This window comes from Rhodococcus sp. 15-649-2-2 (genome assembly GCF_002258645.1).
Lineage (GTDB): Bacteria > Actinomycetota > Actinomycetes > Mycobacteriales > Mycobacteriaceae > Rhodococcoides.
The window spans coordinates 191,500-206,589 of the sequence record NZ_NPFM01000028.1; the positions used below are offsets into that span (position 1 = coordinate 191,500).

At 64.1% G+C, this 15,090-nt stretch carries 15 protein-coding genes and 2 tRNA genes; 10 read left to right on the forward strand and 7 right to left on the reverse strand.

Annotation, left to right across the window (positions count from 1 at the left end):
• Positions 1–65 precede the first annotated feature (65 nt).
• Together CH305_RS18765 and CH305_RS18770 are read left to right on the forward strand one after the other, a co-directional pair.
• Positions 66–317, forward strand: coding sequence for a hypothetical protein (locus CH305_RS18765; protein ID WP_032379229.1), 252 nt, complete (start codon positions 66–68; stop codon positions 315–317).
• On the forward strand, positions 304–780 hold the full coding sequence (locus tag CH305_RS18770) for a DUF5130 family protein (RefSeq protein ID WP_032402376.1): 477 nt from the start codon (positions 304–306) through the stop codon (positions 778–780). The genes CH305_RS18765 and CH305_RS18770 overlap by 14 nt, the downstream gene beginning before the upstream one ends.
• A 90-nt stretch (positions 781–870) precedes the next feature.
• Here the strand turns inward: CH305_RS18770 and pepN are convergent, their stop codons facing one another.
• The gene (gene pepN / locus CH305_RS18775; RefSeq protein ID WP_094704578.1) at positions 871–3,444 is read right to left on the reverse strand and encodes an aminopeptidase N; all 2,574 of its coding nucleotides are present in this window, start codon (positions 3,442–3,444) and stop codon (positions 871–873) included.
• Between the two features lie 157 nt (positions 3,445–3,601).
• Here pepN and CH305_RS18780 point away from each other — a divergent pair, with 157 nt between their 5' ends.
• The gene (locus tag CH305_RS18780; protein ID WP_032402378.1) at positions 3,602–4,219 is read left to right on the forward strand and encodes a DsbA family protein; all 618 of its coding nucleotides are present in this window, start codon (positions 3,602–3,604) and stop codon (positions 4,217–4,219) included.
• 62 nt (positions 4,220–4,281) lie between these two features.
• Here the strand turns inward: CH305_RS18780 and CH305_RS18785 are convergent, their stop codons facing one another.
• Positions 4,282–4,944, reverse strand: a complete 663-nt coding sequence (locus tag CH305_RS18785) for a DUF429 domain-containing protein (RefSeq protein ID WP_094704579.1) — start codon at positions 4,942–4,944, stop codon at positions 4,282–4,284.
• A 16-nt stretch (positions 4,945–4,960) separates the two neighbouring features.
• Between CH305_RS18785 and CH305_RS18790 the strand changes: the two genes are divergently transcribed.
• Positions 4,961–5,440 (forward strand): ribose-5-phosphate isomerase, encoded by a 480-nt coding sequence (locus tag CH305_RS18790; protein WP_032379225.1) that lies wholly within the window; start codon positions 4,961–4,963, stop codon positions 5,438–5,440.
• Entirely contained in the window at positions 5,441–6,235 is a 795-nt protein-coding gene (locus CH305_RS18795) for an Fpg/Nei family DNA glycosylase (protein ID WP_094704580.1), read from the forward strand. It begins immediately after the preceding gene.
• Here CH305_RS18795 and CH305_RS18800 read toward each other — a convergent pair.
• Both CH305_RS18800 and CH305_RS18805 read right to left on the reverse strand, forming a co-directional pair.
• Positions 6,232–7,038 (reverse strand): hypothetical protein, encoded by an 807-nt coding sequence (locus CH305_RS18800; RefSeq protein WP_094704581.1) that lies wholly within the window; start codon positions 7,036–7,038, stop codon positions 6,232–6,234. The two genes, CH305_RS18795 and CH305_RS18800, sit on opposite strands and share 4 nt — an antisense overlap.
• A 110-nt stretch (positions 7,039–7,148) precedes the next feature.
• A tRNA-Gly gene (locus CH305_RS18805) sits at positions 7,149–7,222 on the reverse strand.
• A 170-nt stretch (positions 7,223–7,392) separates the two neighbouring features.
• On the opposite strand from CH305_RS18805, the gene CH305_RS18810 reads away from it, so the two are divergent.
• From CH305_RS18810 to clpX, 5 genes are all read left to right on the forward strand, one after another.
• Positions 7,393–7,466 (forward strand) — tRNA-Pro (locus CH305_RS18810).
• Positions 7,467–7,579: 113 nt separating this feature from the next.
• The gene (gene tig, locus CH305_RS18815; protein ID WP_179278345.1) at positions 7,580–8,959 is read left to right on the forward strand and encodes a trigger factor; all 1,380 of its coding nucleotides are present in this window, start codon (positions 7,580–7,582) and stop codon (positions 8,957–8,959) included.
• A 100-nt stretch (positions 8,960–9,059) separates the two neighbouring features.
• Positions 9,060–9,692: an ATP-dependent Clp protease proteolytic subunit gene (locus CH305_RS18820; protein WP_032379221.1), complete on the forward strand. Its 633-nt coding sequence runs from the start codon at positions 9,060–9,062 to the stop codon at positions 9,690–9,692.
• 46 nt (positions 9,693–9,738) lie between these two features.
• Positions 9,739–10,380: an ATP-dependent Clp protease proteolytic subunit gene (locus CH305_RS18825; RefSeq protein WP_008715342.1), complete on the forward strand. Its 642-nt coding sequence runs from the start codon at positions 9,739–9,741 to the stop codon at positions 10,378–10,380.
• A gap of 294 nt (positions 10,381–10,674) precedes the next feature.
• The gene (gene clpX / locus CH305_RS18830) at positions 10,675–11,955 is read left to right on the forward strand and encodes an ATP-dependent Clp protease ATP-binding subunit ClpX (protein WP_032379220.1); all 1,281 of its coding nucleotides are present in this window, start codon (positions 10,675–10,677) and stop codon (positions 11,953–11,955) included.
• 68 nt (positions 11,956–12,023) lie between these two features.
• On the opposite strand, the gene CH305_RS18835 is transcribed toward clpX, so the two are convergent.
• From CH305_RS18835 to CH305_RS18845, 3 genes are all read right to left on the reverse strand, one after another.
• Positions 12,024–12,821 (reverse strand): N-acyl homoserine lactonase family protein, encoded by a 798-nt coding sequence (locus CH305_RS18835; protein WP_094704583.1) that lies wholly within the window; start codon positions 12,819–12,821, stop codon positions 12,024–12,026.
• 6 nt (positions 12,822–12,827) lie between these two features.
• Positions 12,828–14,189 carry an MFS transporter gene (locus CH305_RS18840; protein WP_094704584.1) on the reverse strand — a complete coding sequence of 454 codons (1,362 nt, stop codon included), beginning with the start codon at positions 14,187–14,189 and terminating at the stop codon, positions 12,828–12,830.
• A 174-nt stretch (positions 14,190–14,363) separates the two neighbouring features.
• Positions 14,364–15,041, reverse strand: coding sequence for a TetR/AcrR family transcriptional regulator (locus CH305_RS18845; protein ID WP_032402382.1), 678 nt, complete (start codon positions 15,039–15,041; stop codon positions 14,364–14,366).
• Positions 15,042–15,090: the final 49 nt, after the last annotated feature.

Genomic DNA, 15,090 nt, shown 5'->3' on the forward strand with positions numbered 1-15,090 from the left:
CATTTCGGTCACAACACCGGCCCCGACGTGGTCCGACGCGCAATTGTCGACTAACGTCACACCCTGTGAGCATTTTTGAGACCACGCTGATTTTCGGGGTGATTCCGGTTGCGGTGATCGGACTCATCGGCGCGTTGTCCTACCTGACCGACAAGCAGCCCGGTATGGATGTTCCTCCCTACCGACTGACGGACGAGTGGACGCGCGAGCCATTGCTGTGGAGCGCAACGGACGAGGTGACTCCCTTCGGAGGCCACGGATCGCACGATGCCGACGCAGCCGACTCGATCGGAGGTGCTGCAAGTGGCAAGTGGTGAACTCGTCCGCAGCGACATCAAGGAAGAAGACCTGCCGTTCGGGGCTGCTGTGACGGCGAGTGGTCGCGTCTCGGCTGCTCACGAGTTCGGAACGGTCAATCCCGAGCACCTGCCTTTTGCGACGCAGGAACTGGTGGCCCTCGACGACGCGCTGACCGAGGCGACTCGGCAGACCAAGATTCGGTTCAACATCTACATCGGTGATCTCGGAGACGATCCGGCCGCTGGTGTCGAATCGGTGTTTCCGGGCACGCCCGACGCTGTTCGATCGATTTTGATCGCCGTCGACCCCAATCGGCACGCCCTGGAGATTCGCAGCGGTAAGCGCGTCTCGAACCGAGCGACCGACCGCGTTGCGCAGTTGGGTGTGACGGCTGCGCTCGGGCCGTTCCGCGACGGCAACCTGATCGACGGTCTCGTCGCTTCCGTGCGGGTGATGGCTGCGTCCATCCTCAGTCCCTAGCGGTCACCACCTGAGCGCGCTTTCACGACCAGGGCCGGTTGTTCCACCTCGCGGTGGAGCAACCGGCCCTGGTCGTATGTGCGGGAGCGATCAGCTCGCGTCGAACTCCCGTGCTGCGAGAGCCCGGACGACGCCTGCCCGTCCCTCGATCACCAGGCGACGGAGTGCCGGAGGCAGTTCGCCCTCCAGGAACCCGTCCGCGGCCGCGAGTGACTGTTCACTGATCGACCAGGAGGGGTACAGCCCGATCACGACGGTCTGCGCCACCTCGCTGGATCGACGAGACCAGACACCCTCGATGGCATCGAAGTAGCGGGCGACGTAGGGCTCGAGCAACTCGCCCTGGCCGGGCCCCGCGAAGCCGCCGATGATCGAGCGCGCCGTGATGTTCGGCACCGAGTCGTCGTCGACGACGGTTGTCCAGGCCTGCTCCTTGACCTCGGCGCTCGGTCGAGCGGCCCGCGCAGCCGCGGCCGACCTTGCCCCGGCGGCGGTGTTGTCCGCGCTCGCTTCTGCATCGATGACCGGCGAATCGAGCCCGTCGGAGTCGATCGCTCCGGCCGCGGCCAGCGCCGTGACGATTCGCCACCGCAGGTCGGTATCGACGCCGAGGCCGGACAGGGACTGACCGTCGGCGTCCCCGTCGAGCAGGGCACGCAGCACGTCGATGTGGCGGTCGTGGAGTTCGGTACCGGTGAGGGCGTTGACGAACGCCAGCTGGTGATCCGAGCCCGCCTCGGCACCGCGTGCCAGTTCCAGCAGTGCGTCGGCGAACTCGGGGGTGCCGTGCTCGGACGCCCACGCTGGATCGGCGTAGCTGGTGATGGCGGTCTGTGCCTGCAGCAGAAGGCGTTGCACCACACCCACTTCGCTCTCGCCGCCGATTCCGCGCTGGACGAGGGCAACAAAATCTCGGGCCTTCATCTCGGCCGATCGAGTCATCTCCCACGCTGCCGACCACGCGAGGGTGCGGGGGAGTGGTTCGGCGATGTCGCCGATCCGAGACAGGAGCGTCTCGAGCGAGTCCGGGTCCAGACGCACCGCGCAGTACGTCAGGTCGTCGTCGTTGACCAGCACCAGCTTGCCTCGCGAGACGCCGACCAGCGCATCGACATTCGTCGATTCGGCTGCATCGAGATCGAGCTCCACTCGGTCGGTGCGCACGAGCTTGCCGTCGACGTCGTCGTAGATGCCGACGGCGATGCGGTGGACTCGATGCTCGCCTGCACCCGGCGCGGCACCGCTCTGCCGAACCGCGAAGCGCGTGAACTTACCGTCGCCATCGACGTCGAAGTCCGGGCTCAGAGTGTTCAGGCCGGTTGTCCGCAGCCACTGCGTGCCCCAGTCGGACAGGTCGCGACCCGACGACTTCTCCAGGGCAGCAAGCAAATCCGAGAAGGTGGCATTGGCGAAGGCGTGGTCGACGAAATATGCCCGCAGTCCGGCCAGGAAGTCTTCCTTGCCCACGTAGGCCACCAACTGCTTGAGCACACTCGCGCCCTTTGCGTAGGTGATCCCGTCGAAGTTGACCTCCACCGCGGCCAGGTCGGGGATGTCCGCTGCGATGGGATGCGTCGAGGGCAACTGGTCCTGGCGGTACGCCCATGCCTTCTCGACGTTGGCGAACGTGGTCCATGCGTTCGAGTACTCGGTGGCCTCGGACTGGCAGAGAACAGAGGCGAACGTGGCGAACGATTCGTTGAGCCACAGGTCGTCCCACCACGTCATGGTCACCAGGTCGCCGAACCACATGTGCGCCATCTCGTGCAGCACCGTCTCGGCGCGACGCTCGTACGAGGCCCGTGTCACCTTGGACCGGAAGACGTAGTCCTCGAGGTACGTGACGGCGCCGGCGTTCTCCATGGCACCGGCGTTGAACTCCGGTACGAAGAGCTGGTCGTACTTGCCGAATGCGTACGGGGTGCCGAAGTTCTCGTGGTAGAAACCGAAGCCCTGCTTGGTCTCGGTGAACAGGCGCTCCGCATCCATGTGCTCCGCAAGCGTTGCGCGGCAGTAGATTCCGAGCGGGATAGTGCCGTGATCGTCGGTGTAGGAGTCGGTCCACTCCGCGTACGGTCCGGCGATCAGCGCGACGAGATAGGTACTCATCAGCGGGGTCGTGTCGAACACGTGCTCTCCCGCGGCAGGCTCGGCACCGTGCGCGGCATTGGAGATCACGGTCCAGCTCTCGGGAGCGGTGACCTTCAGGTCGAAGGTGGCCTTGAGATCGGGCTGATCGAAGCAGGCGAACATTCGCTTGGCGTCGGCGGTCTCGAACTGCGAGTACAGGTACACCGAACCGTCCGACGGGTCGACGAATCGGTGCAGGCCCTCACCGGTGTGCGAGTAGAGGCAGTCCGCGTCGATGACGAGCTCGTTGTGTTCGGACAGATTCTCGAGTGCGATACCCGTCGACTCGTCGTAGTTCTCAGTGTCGAGGGCGGTGCCGTTGAGCGTCGCGGAGCGAATCGTGCTCGCAATGATGTCCACGAAAGTCGACGATCCGGCGGTGGCCGCGAACGTGATGGTGGTGAGCGAGCGGAACGTCTTCTCGCCCGGATTGCCTTCGCCGTCGGTGAGATCGAGAACGATCGCGTACTTCGTTTCCCCGATGATCGCCGAACGTTCGGAGGCTTGGTCACGCGTCAGGTTGGGAGCAACCACTTCAGTCGACACCTCTTCGTGTAGTTATGGGTAGTGCTGTCCATCCCATCACGTCACGAGTGGCTCGCGCTGGCCGACCGGTAGTGCGGAATGTATGCGCGGTGGGCGGTTGTTATCGCAAGAAGAGATGTTGACCTCGACTTCCAAGGAGTAGACAGTGGCCGGTTCAGGACAGAAAGACACTGCGGATTTTTGGTTCGACCCACTGTGCCCGTGGTGCTGGATAACCTCGCGCTGGATTCTCGAGGTGCAGCAGGTGCGAGACATCGACGTGAACTTCCATGTCATGAGCCTGGCCGTACTCAACGAGGGCCGCGATCTGCCCGAGGAATACGCCACGATGATGAAGAAGGCGTGGGGTCCGGTTCGGGTGGCGATCGCCGCCGCGAAGCTGAAGGGTGACGAGATCCTCTCGCCGCTGTACACCGCCATGGGTACGCGAATCCACAACCAGGGCAACAAGGATTTCGACGTCGTCATCCGAGAGTCCTTGGCTGAACTGGACCTGCCTGCCGATCTCGCGACCGCAGCCGAGAGCACCGACTTCGACGAGGACCTGCGCACCAGCCATCACGCAGGAATGGACAAGGTGGGCCCCGACGTGGGCACCCCGACCATCCACGTCAACGGAGTCGCGTTCTTCGGCCCGGTGATCTCGCGAATCCCGCGTGGCGAAGAGGCGGGCAAGCTGTGGGACGCGTCGGTGATCTTCGCCTCGTACCCGCACTTCTTCGAGCTCAAGCGCACGCGCGACGAGGATCCACAGTTCGACTGATCGCACGAGCATCTCGCGCGTGGAAATTCGTAGCAGGAGGCGAACTTTCACGCGCGGGGTGACTAGGCGACGATGCGATCCGACGCGTCGGCGGTACCGAAAGTTCGGTGCTCGCCGACGTGGAATCGCCTCGCCGACCACGCCGCTGCGGCCGCGTCGAGAAAGTCGTCGACGACCGGCCCGTCCGGGAGGTCGTCCAGGTCGAGATGCCCGCTCCACCGTCCCAGCGCAGCCAACCGCTGTCCGACGCCGCGGCCGCTCTTCTTCGATGCGAACGTCGTCGTCGGTGACATTGCCCGGAAAGAACATTCGGGATGGACCTCGACGTAGATGTCGGGATCGAAGTCCGCCTCGCGCCATGACTGCACAGCAGGCAGGATGTGCCACGTCTGCTTGCTGATCGCTTTGCCGGTGATGCTGCGCGAGAGTGCGCAGGCATGCTCGTATGTCGAGGCGTCGAGAACGTCGACAACGGGCGTGTGGAATATGGAGCTTCGCGCCCGGCCGAGAAACGCCTTCGCCTCGAGTTCGCTGATGCGATAGCCGTCCACCGGCAGAGACAGTGGCATGTCGACGCCCACTCGCGCGCAGTCTCGGGTGTGCTCCAACACCTCGGCCACGGAGGAGCAGCCGGTCCACGTCAGTCCCGAGCCGTCGAAGACTGCAACCACCCATGCACCCTTCGCGCCGTCGACACCGGCGAATTTCTCGGCTCGTGAGTTCACCTGTCAGACTCTAGGCATGCGCGTATACCTGGGTGCCGACCACGCCGGCCTCGAGTTCAAGAATCAGATCATCGAACACCTGACGGCGACCGGGCACGAGCCCGTCGACTGCGGTGCCTTCGACTACGACCCCGTCGACGACTACCCGGCCTTCTGCATCGACGCAGCACGGCGCGTCGTCGCCGATCCGGGCAGCCGCGGACTGGTGCTCGGCGGCTCCGGAAACGGCGAGCAGATCGCTGCGAACAAGGTGCCGGGCGCTCGCTGCGCACTGGCATGGAGCGTCGAGACCGCAAAGCTGGCCCGCGAGCACAACGATGCTCAGCTCATCGGCATCGGTGGCCGTATGCACACGTTGCCCGAAGCCCTCGCCATCGTCGACGCGTTTCTCGGCACTCCGTTCTCGGGCGAGGAGCGCCACCAGCGCCGCATCGACATCCTGTCCGAGTACGAGCGCAGTGGCGAGGCACCCGAGGTTCCGGGAAAGCCCGCGTAGGTGCCCGAAGGCCACAACCTGCACCGACTCGCTCGGCTGCATCAACGACGGTTCGGCGGGGCACCGGTCGAGGCGAGCAGTCCCCAGGGACGGTTCACCTCCGGTGCCGCGCTGATCGACGGGCTCGTGCTCGAAAGAGCGGAGGCCTGGGGCAAGCATCTGCTGCACCGTTACGAGACCGATCTGATCGTGCACATTCACCTGGGCCTGTACGGAAAGTTCACCGAACAGGCAGTGCCACTGGACGATCCGGTGGGCGCAGTACGTCTGCGCATGGTGGGGGAGAAGTACGGTGCCGACCTGCGCGGCCCCACCGCGTGCGAGATCTACACCGAGCAGCAGGTCGACGCCCTTCTGGCGCGGCTCGGGCCGGACCCGCTCCGCAAGGATGCAGATCCGGACGCGGCCTGGATGCGAATCTCCAAGTCGCGCACCGCGATCGGGACACTACTGATGGATCAGAAGGTGCTGGCCGGCGTCGGAAACGTCTATCGCGCCGAAATCCTGTTTCGCCACGAGATCAATCCGATGCGCCCGGGGAAGGACCTCGATCGAGCCGAGTGGGACGCGATCTGGTTCGACCTCGTCGACCTGATGAAGATCGGCGTTCGACGCGGTCGCATCATCACCATCCGGCCCGAGGACGATCACGGAGACACCTACGGTGCCCGTCGACCTCGCTCGTACGTCTACCGCAGGCAAGGCCTTCCGTGCCGCGTGTGCGGGACCGAAGTCCTGCACTCGACGATGCAGGCGCGAAACCTGTTCTGGTGCCCGGTCTGTCAGGCAGCCTAGAACCCGCCGAAGTCGCCTCCACCGCCGAAGTCGCCTCCGCCGTCGAACATGCCCCCGCCGCCGTCCATGGCACCGAAGTCGGTGTCGCCGCCGCTGTAGTCGTCGCCGCCGGAACCGTCCCCGTTGTAGTCGTCACCGCCGGAACCATCGCCCGAGCCGTCGGCTCCCATGTCTCCGCCCGCTGCCGTCTCGTCCGGCACTCCCGCCATGCCGGAGAACATCGCCGAGAACAGGAACATCGAACCCATTCCCCACGCGCCGGCGACCAGGGCGGGCCGCCACCACGGCTCGGAGTACCAGCCCGCAGGGACCGGACGGCCTGCTACGCGGCCGCCCGGGTAGTAGTTCGGGGTGCGGTCCGACGGATCGGGTGACGCTGCGATCTCGCGGCCCTCGAAGTCGACCTTGCGCTCTTCGCTGACTCGTCCGGCCTGCTGCTGGCCGTCGATGCCCTGCACCTCCGGGCCTGGGTCCATGCCCATGGCCAGGCGTGCCGCGCGGATGTAGTAGAGCCCCTCGAGTGCCGTCTGCTTGGCCAGTCTGGCCTGTTCGGGGGTGGTGGCCTGGTCGATCTGCGACCCGGCGGCGATATTGCGCTCGGACGCATCGGCCAGGGCCTGCTTGGACGGTGTGTCGGTGCCGATCAGGTTGTAGACCTGACCGCCGAGGCGTTCGATCGACTGGCGGGCGTCGGCCTTGGCGTCGGCCAGTGCAGTTTCGGCCGCCGCAGCCGAGTTCTTCTTGCTTCGCAGCACCAACAGGGCCACTGCGGCGATGACGAGGACGATCAGGACTATTTCCACTTCGGGCCTTCCGCCGACGGTGCATGTCCGGTTCGTTCGGACAATTCGGACTCCGTTTCAGGGTACGCGGACACGAAAAAGCCCCGCACTGAAAGTACGGGGCTTTTCGATGGAGCCGATGACGAGAATCGAACTCGCGTAGCCTGTTTGGAAGACAGGGGCTCTACCATTGAGCTACATCGGCGTGCAAACAACAGTCGTGGGATCGCCAGTTCCGTCGCCTGCGTTTCAAGACTGTACCCAAAGCCGTCGCCGGATTCCAAACCGGCATGCCGCGCCGGGTTCGCCCGAACGCCATCGGTGGGGCGCCGATGAGGGGCTACTATCGGTTGCTGTTCAATGGTGTGGGTACGACGGGGTGTGGCGCAGCTTGGTAGCGCATCCGCTTTGGGAGCGGAGGGTCGCAGGTTCAATTCCTGTCACCCCGACAAATGAGGGCCGCAGGCACGGTTCGCCGTGTTTCGCGGCGAGCGAGGTAAGACCGCAAGCCAGCACCGTAAGCACCACCAGCAAGCAAGAATTACCAGAAGGAGCATGTCCCGTGAAGAGCACCGTCGAGCAGCTGAGCCCGACGCGAGTCCGTATCAACGTTGAGGTGCCCTTCGAGGAGCTCAAGCCTGATTTCGACCGCGCATACAAGGCTTTGGCTCAGCAGATCCGCCTCCCCGGATTCCGTCCCGGTAAGGCTCCGGCCAAGTTGCTCGAAGCGCGCGTCGGCCGTGGTGCGGTGCTCGAGCAGGTCGTCAACGACGCTCTTCCCGCCCGTTACTCAGAGGCCGTGACGAACGAAAAGGTCAAGGTCATCGGCCAGCCCGAGATCGAGATCACCAAGATCGAAGACGGTACGGAGCTCACGTTCACCGCCGAGGTCGACGTGCGTCCCGAGATCGCACTGCCGGACTACTCGACCATCAGCGTCGTCGTCGATCCGCTCGAGATCAAGGACGAGGCCGTCGACGAGCAGCTGCAGTCGCTGCGCCAGCGTTTCGGCACCCTGACCGGCGTCGATCGCCCGGTTCAGTCCGGTGACTTCGTCTCGATCGACCTCTCGGCCACTGTCGACGGCGAGAACGTGGACGAGGCAACCGCGAGCGGACTGTCCCACGAGGTCGGCTCCGGCCAGCTCATCGAGGGACTCGACGATGCGATCATCGGGGTCTCCGCGGACGAGTCGAAGGAGTTCACCTCGACTCTGGTCGCCGGCGAGTACGCAGGCAAGGAAGCTGTCGTCACGGTCAAGGTCGTGTCCGTCAAGGAGCGCGAGCTGCCCGAGGCCGACGACGAGTTCGCCCAGCTCGCCAGCGAGTTCGACACCTTCGACGAGCTGCTCGCCGACCTGAAGACGCGCGTCGAGCGAGTCGCGAAGGTCGAGCAGGCCGGTCAGATCCGCGACAAGGTGCTCGAGACGTTGCTCGAGACGCTCGAGATTCCGGCTCCCGAGGCCGTCGTCAAGGCCGAGGTCGATTCCCAGGTGCACGAGGCCATTCACGGCCTCGATCACAACGAGGAAGCACTCGCCGAGCTGCTCGAATCTCAGGGTTCGAGCCGCGAGGAATTCGACAAGGACGTCAAGGAAGGTGCCGAGAAGTCGGTGCGTACCCAGCTCCTTCTCGATGCGATCGCCGAGGCCGAGAACACGCAGGTCGGGCAGGAAGAGCTCACCGAGCGGATCATCTTCCAGGCGCAGCGCTACGGCATGCCGCCCGAGCAGTTCATCCAGCAGGTGCAGCAGGCCAACCAGCTCGGCGCGGTGTTCGCCGACGTCAAGCGCGGTAAGGCCCTCGCTTCGGTCGTCGAGCGCGTCACCGTGACCGACACCAACGGCGCGAGCGTCGACACGGCCGAGCTGTTCGGTAGCCCCGCCGATGCTCCCGACGAGGTCGAAGCAGCTGATTCTTCCGAGGGCGAACAAGAGAAGTAACGCTCACAGCGAACGACGGCGGTTCCGGGACTCCGGAGCCGCCGTCTTTCGTTAGTGTCTGTGTCAGGAACCAACGATTTGTTATGAAAAGGCAGGTACCGTGACTGTTCAGAATCCGGCGGCTTCGCACGAGCAGAGTCCCGTCATGACTTCGGCCGCAGCAGGGTTGAATCTCAGCGACTCCGTGTACGAGCGTCTGCTTCAAAACCGCATCATTTTCCTCGGTACCCAGGTCGACGACGACATCGCCAACAAGTTGTGCGCCCAGATCCTGTTGCTCTCCGCCGAGGATGCCACTCGCGACATTTCGCTGTACATCAACTCGCCCGGTGGCTCGGTCACCGCGGGCATGGCCATCTTCGACACCATGGAATTCGCCGAGTGCGACATCGCGACCTACGGCATGGGTTTGGCCGCTTCGATGGGTCAGTTCCTGCTCTCGGCCGGTGCCAAGGGCAAGCGGTACGCCCTGCCGCACGCGCGCATCATGATGCACCAGCCCTCGGCCGGTATCGGCGGCAGCGCATCCGACATCGCCATCATGGCCGAGCAGTTCGCGCACACCAAGCGTGAGATGGCCGAGCTCATCGCTCAGCACACCGGCCAGACCGTCGAGCAGATCACCGAGGACTCCGATCGCGACCGGTGGTTCACCGCCCAGGCCGCCAAGGAATACGGGTTCGTGGATCACGTCGTCAGCCGCGCGCAGCAGGCCGGCGGAATCGGCGAGTAAATCGGCCTGTACCGGCGACCTCGATCACTCACATCTTGGAGAAACGATGACAAACCTGTTCGATCCCAACCAGTTGCCGTCCTCGCGGTACATCCTTCCGTCCTTCGTCGAGCACTCCAGCTACGGCGTCAAGGAATCGAACCCGTACAACAAGCTGTTCGAGGAGCGCATCATCTTCCTCGGCGTGCAGGTCGACGACGCGTCGGCCAACGACGTCATGGCGCAGCTGTTGGTGCTCGAGGGGCTCGACCCCGACCGGGACATCACCATGTACATCAACTCGCCCGGCGGATCGTTCACATCGCTGATGGCGATCTACGACACCATGCAGTACGTCCGCGCCGACGTTGCGACCGTCTGCCTCGGCCAGGCCGCCTCTGCCGCGGCAGTTCTGCTCGCCGCCGGTACGCCCGGCAAGCGTGCGGCTCTGCCGAACGCACGGGTGCTCATCCACCAGCCTTCCAGCGGTGGAATCCAGGGCCAGGTCTCGGACCTCGAGATCCAGGCTGCGGAGATCGAGCGCATGCGTCGTCTCATGGAGACCACTCTCGGTCGCCACACCGGCAAGGACCCCGACGTCATCCGCAAGGACACCGATCGCGACAAGATTCTCACCGCGGAGCAGGCCAAGGACTACGGCATCATCGACACCGTGTTCGAGTACCGCAAGCTTTCCGCACAGAAGTAGCACTGCGAGTACCACCGGTCGGGCCGTAGCGGTCCGGCTCGAGTTCCGGCGCCGGGCGCGAGTGAGAAACTCCGCCCGGCGATCGCGATCGACGGCCCGATTTCTGGTACAGACGAAATCGGGTGGCGAATCACCGGAAACAACCCGCCCATGTTCGGCGAACACGGGTAGCGTCGCACCCAAGAACTCGGGCGGTCGATATCGGCACGACGAAAGCCCGGGAAGTAGCCCACGGTGTCTCGGCACAGTCGGACGGCGTGGGGCGTACGCGGACAAGGAAGTAGGAACCTCCGAATGGCACGCATCGGTGACGGTGGCGATCTGCTGAAGTGCTCGTTCTGCGGCAAGAGCCAGAAGCAGGTCAAGAAGCTCATTGCTGGACCAGGGGTGTACATCTGCGATGAGTGCATCGACCTGTGCAACGAGATCATCGAGGAGGAGTTGGCCGAATCGAGCGAAGTCAAGCTCGACGACCTACCCAAGCCCTCCGAGATCAAGGATTTTCTCGAAAATTACGTGATCGGTCAGGACGCTGCCAAGCGCACGCTGGCCGTTGCGGTCTACAACCACTACAAGCGAATCCAGGCCGGTGACAAGGCCCGTGACGTGCGGGGCGAGTCGGTCGAACTGGCGAAGTCCAACATTCTGATGCTCGGACCGACGGGCTGCGGAAAGACGTATCTCGCGCAAACGCTGGCCAAGATGCTCAACGTGCCGTTCGCCATCGCCGACGCCACCGCGCTCACCGAGGCCGGATACGTCGGCGAGGACGTCGAGAACATCCTGCTCAAGCTGATCCAGGCCGCCGATTACGACGTCAAGCGCGCCGAGACCGGCATCATCTACATCGACGAGGTCGACAAGATCGCCCGCAAGAGCGAGAACCCGTCGATCACGCGAGATGTGTCCGGTGAAGGCGTCCAGCAGGCATTGCTGAAGATTCTGGAAGGAACTCAGGCCAGCGTGCCGCCGCAGGGCGGTCGCAAGCATCCGCATCAGGAGTTCATCCAGATCGACACGACGAACGTGCTCTTCATCGTCGCCGGTGCCTTCGCCGGTCTCGAGAAGATCGTGTCCGATCGCGTCGGCAAGCGTGGTCTGGGCTTCGGGGCCGAGGTTCGCTCGAAGGCCGAGATCGACACCCAGGACCACTTCGCCGAGGTCATGCCGGAGGATCTGATCAAGTTCGGCCTGATCCCCGAGTTCATCGGCCGGTTGCCGATGATCGCGTCGGTCACGAACCTGGACAAGGAATCGCTCGTCACGATTCTGTCCGAGCCGAAGAACGCGCTCGTCAAGCAGTACCGTCGTCTGTTCGACATGGACGGTGTGGAGCTCGAGTTCACTGCCGAGGCCTTGGACGCAATTGCCGATCAGGCAATTCTCCGTGGTACCGGTGCTCGTGGACTTCGCGCGATCATGGAAGAAGTGCTGTTGCCGGTGATGTACGACATCCCCAGCCGCGACGACGTGGAGAAGGTTGTCGTCACTGCAGAAACGGTCAACGACAACGTGCTGCCGACGATCGTGCCGCGCAAGCCCGAGCGGCCGGAACGCCGCGACAAGTCGGCCTGACCAGTCGCCGATTCGACGAAAGAGCCCCGATCATCGTGATGATCGGGGCTCTTTCGTCGTTCGGAAGGTCAGCCGAGGCTCACCACGTGGGGCTGTCGATCGACTGCCCTGAATCGTTCGGACACCAGTGGGTCGTGTCCGGGCACGATGTGATCGGGACCGTCGGCCAGTTCCTGGATTCGGTCGAAGGCTCCGAACATGTCCGGAAGGTAATGCAGGATCGCGAACGGGTTGTCGGACTCGATGTTCTCGTAGAAGTGGCTCGCGTCCGACGCCAGCACGATGTTTCCCCGCGCTGTGCGTACTCGGACAATCTGCATGCCTGCGGTATGGCCGCCGACGGAGTGCACCGACAGACCGTCCAGCAGTTCACGATCTCCGTCGACGAGGTCGAGTCGCGTGCTCGCGGCCACGTGATCGATGTCCGGTCTGGAGTGCAACCATCGCTCCTGTTCGATGCGCGTTGCCCACGGACCGTTCCAGTACTCGAGCTCGCGCCGCTGTACGACGTAGCGGGCTCGGGGTAGATCGGCCACGACCCCGGTGTGGTCGTAGTGCAGGTGCGTCAAGACACAAAGATCGATGTCGCCGGGCGCGATCCCCAGACCGCCGATGATCTCGAGCGGGGAGCCGAAGTAGTCCAGTCCCTGCATTCCTTCGGCGGTGGAGGGGGCGAGCCCGGCGTCGATCAGAACGGTGTCGGTCTGCGAGAGGGCGAGCCACACGTAGTAGGCAGTGGGATGTGGCTCGCCGCCACGGTTGTCGGGATAGTGGAAGTGTGTGCTGCGCAGTGCCGTTCGAGTCGCGTACTGCACGGCGAACACTCGCCACAACCCCGGGGTATCAGGCCGTTCTGCGTCGATCATCGACGGTCACTGCAAGTTCGCGGTGGCGGTTGCATCGACGGTACGAGGCTTTGTGCCGAGTTCGTCGGTGGGCGTGCGGAACGTTTCCTTGGACGTGGAGACGATGGCGACGTTGATGGCACAGAACACGGCGGTGACGATGGCGACCGGTAGCCAGGCACCGATCTCGGCACCGGCGATCGCTCCGGCGATGGTGGGCGCGAATCCTGCGATGGCGAAGCCGATCTGGGTACCGAGGGCGGTGCCGGTCAGACGAACCCGAGCCGGGAACATCTCGCCGTAGAACGAGGGCCAGACTCCGCCGGTAGCACTGTGGACGAATCCGAACATCACGATGCCGAAGACGAAGATCAGTGCGTAGCTACCGATCGAGATGGACCAGAGGTAACCGAACATGAGGATGGCGCAGCCGATCGATCCGAACAGGAACACCGGCTTGCGGCCGACGCGGTCGGAGAGCGAACCGAAGAAGGGCAGCGAGAACAGTGCGACCACGTTCGCGAGCACGCCGACCCAGAGCATCGGAGTGCGTTCGAGGCCAACGGTATTGACGGCATACGACAGGGCGTAGACGGTGAAGATGGTGCTGACCGAGGCGATCACAGCGGCGAACATGACGCGAAGAACTGCGCGCCAGTGGTCGGCCAGCAGTTCGGCCAAGGGCAGGCGCTGCGGTTCGTTGGAAGCAACCTCTTCCTCGAACACCGGGGTCTCGTCGAGCGAACGGCGGATGAGGAACGCGGCGACGACGACGAATGCGCTGAGGAAGAACGGGATTCGCCAGCCCCAGCTGAGCAGCTGCTCTTCGGGAAGCATCGCGACGGGGAGGAATACGGCGGTGGCGAGAATCTGGCCGCCCTGGGTGCCGCTGAGTGTGAAGCTGGTGAAGAACGCGCGGCGGTTGTCCGGGGCGTGCTCGAGTGTCATCGAGTTTGCGCCTGCCTGCTCACCGCCGGCAGAGAATCCCTGCGCGAGTCGAAGCAGAACGAGGATGATCGGCGCAGCGATTCCGATGGACTCGTAGGACGGGAGAACGCCGACCCCGAGGGTCGCGACACCCATCAGCAGGACGGTGGCGACCATGACCTTCTTGCGGCCGTAGCGATCACCGATGTGTCCCAGCACCAATGCTCCGAGCGGACGCGCAAGGTAGCCGACGCCGAATGTCGCCAGGGCCAACAGTGTGCCGGTGGCGGGATTCGACCCGGGGAAGAACACGCGGCCGAATACCAGGGCTGCCGCCGTGCCGTAGATGAAGAAGTCGTAGTACTCGAGCGCGCTGCCCACCCATGCTGCGGTGGCGGCTTTGCGCGGGTTCGCACCCGGTCGAAGGGGTGTGGGGGTCGGTCCGGCTGTGACGGGATCCATCGTCGTTCGTCTCTCTTCGTGTGACGGGGGGAGCTGAGGTGCCCTTCGACACTGCGATCCAGCCGACCGGATCGCTAATGTACGAAATAGTTAAAACGAGGCGCTCCTAGATACTGAACGTGATCCATGCCACGTGTCAACCCCGGATGAGATTCGAAGGACTCGGCGAGCGCGTCAGGGGGCCGGTTTGGTGAGAAACGCGATGATCATGTCGCCGAGCATGGAGCGCAGTCGTTCTCGGTGCGCCGGGTCGGTGAGGTCGCGACCGAACAGGGCCTCGAAGGTGTAGCGATTGGACAGCCGGAACACACAGAAACTACTGATGGCCATGTGGATGTCCAATGCGTCGACGTCGGTACGAAACAGCCCGTCGGCCTGACCGCGCTCGAGAATGCTGGCCAACAGCTCGGCCGCGGGGTTGCCCAGATTGCTCAGTGCCTCCGAGGTGCCGATGTGCTCGCCGCGCAGGATGTTCTCGGTGGACACCAATCGGATGAAATCGGGATTTTGTTCGTGGTGATCGAAGGTGAGGGACGCGATGGCGCGAATGGCCTCGACCGGTCCGAGTCCTTCGACGTCCACGGCTCGTTCTCGCTCGCGAATGCGCAGGTATGACCGTTCCAGAACGGCCTTGTACAGGCCTTCCTTGTCGGTGAAGTAGTAGTACAACATTCGTTTCGTCGTGTGCGTCCGCTCGGCGATCTCGTCGATGCGGGCACCGGCGAACCCCTTGTCCGCGAACTCTTCGGTAGCTACCTCGAGGATGTTGTGCCGGGTCAGGTCGCTGTTGCGGCGACGTTTGACGGCCGGTCCGCTGCTGTCGTCGGACGAGGCGGTTGCGCGCGGAGGCATGGATCAACTCTATCGCCGTCGATTGTGCGGAAAAGGTTGGGCGCGGGGC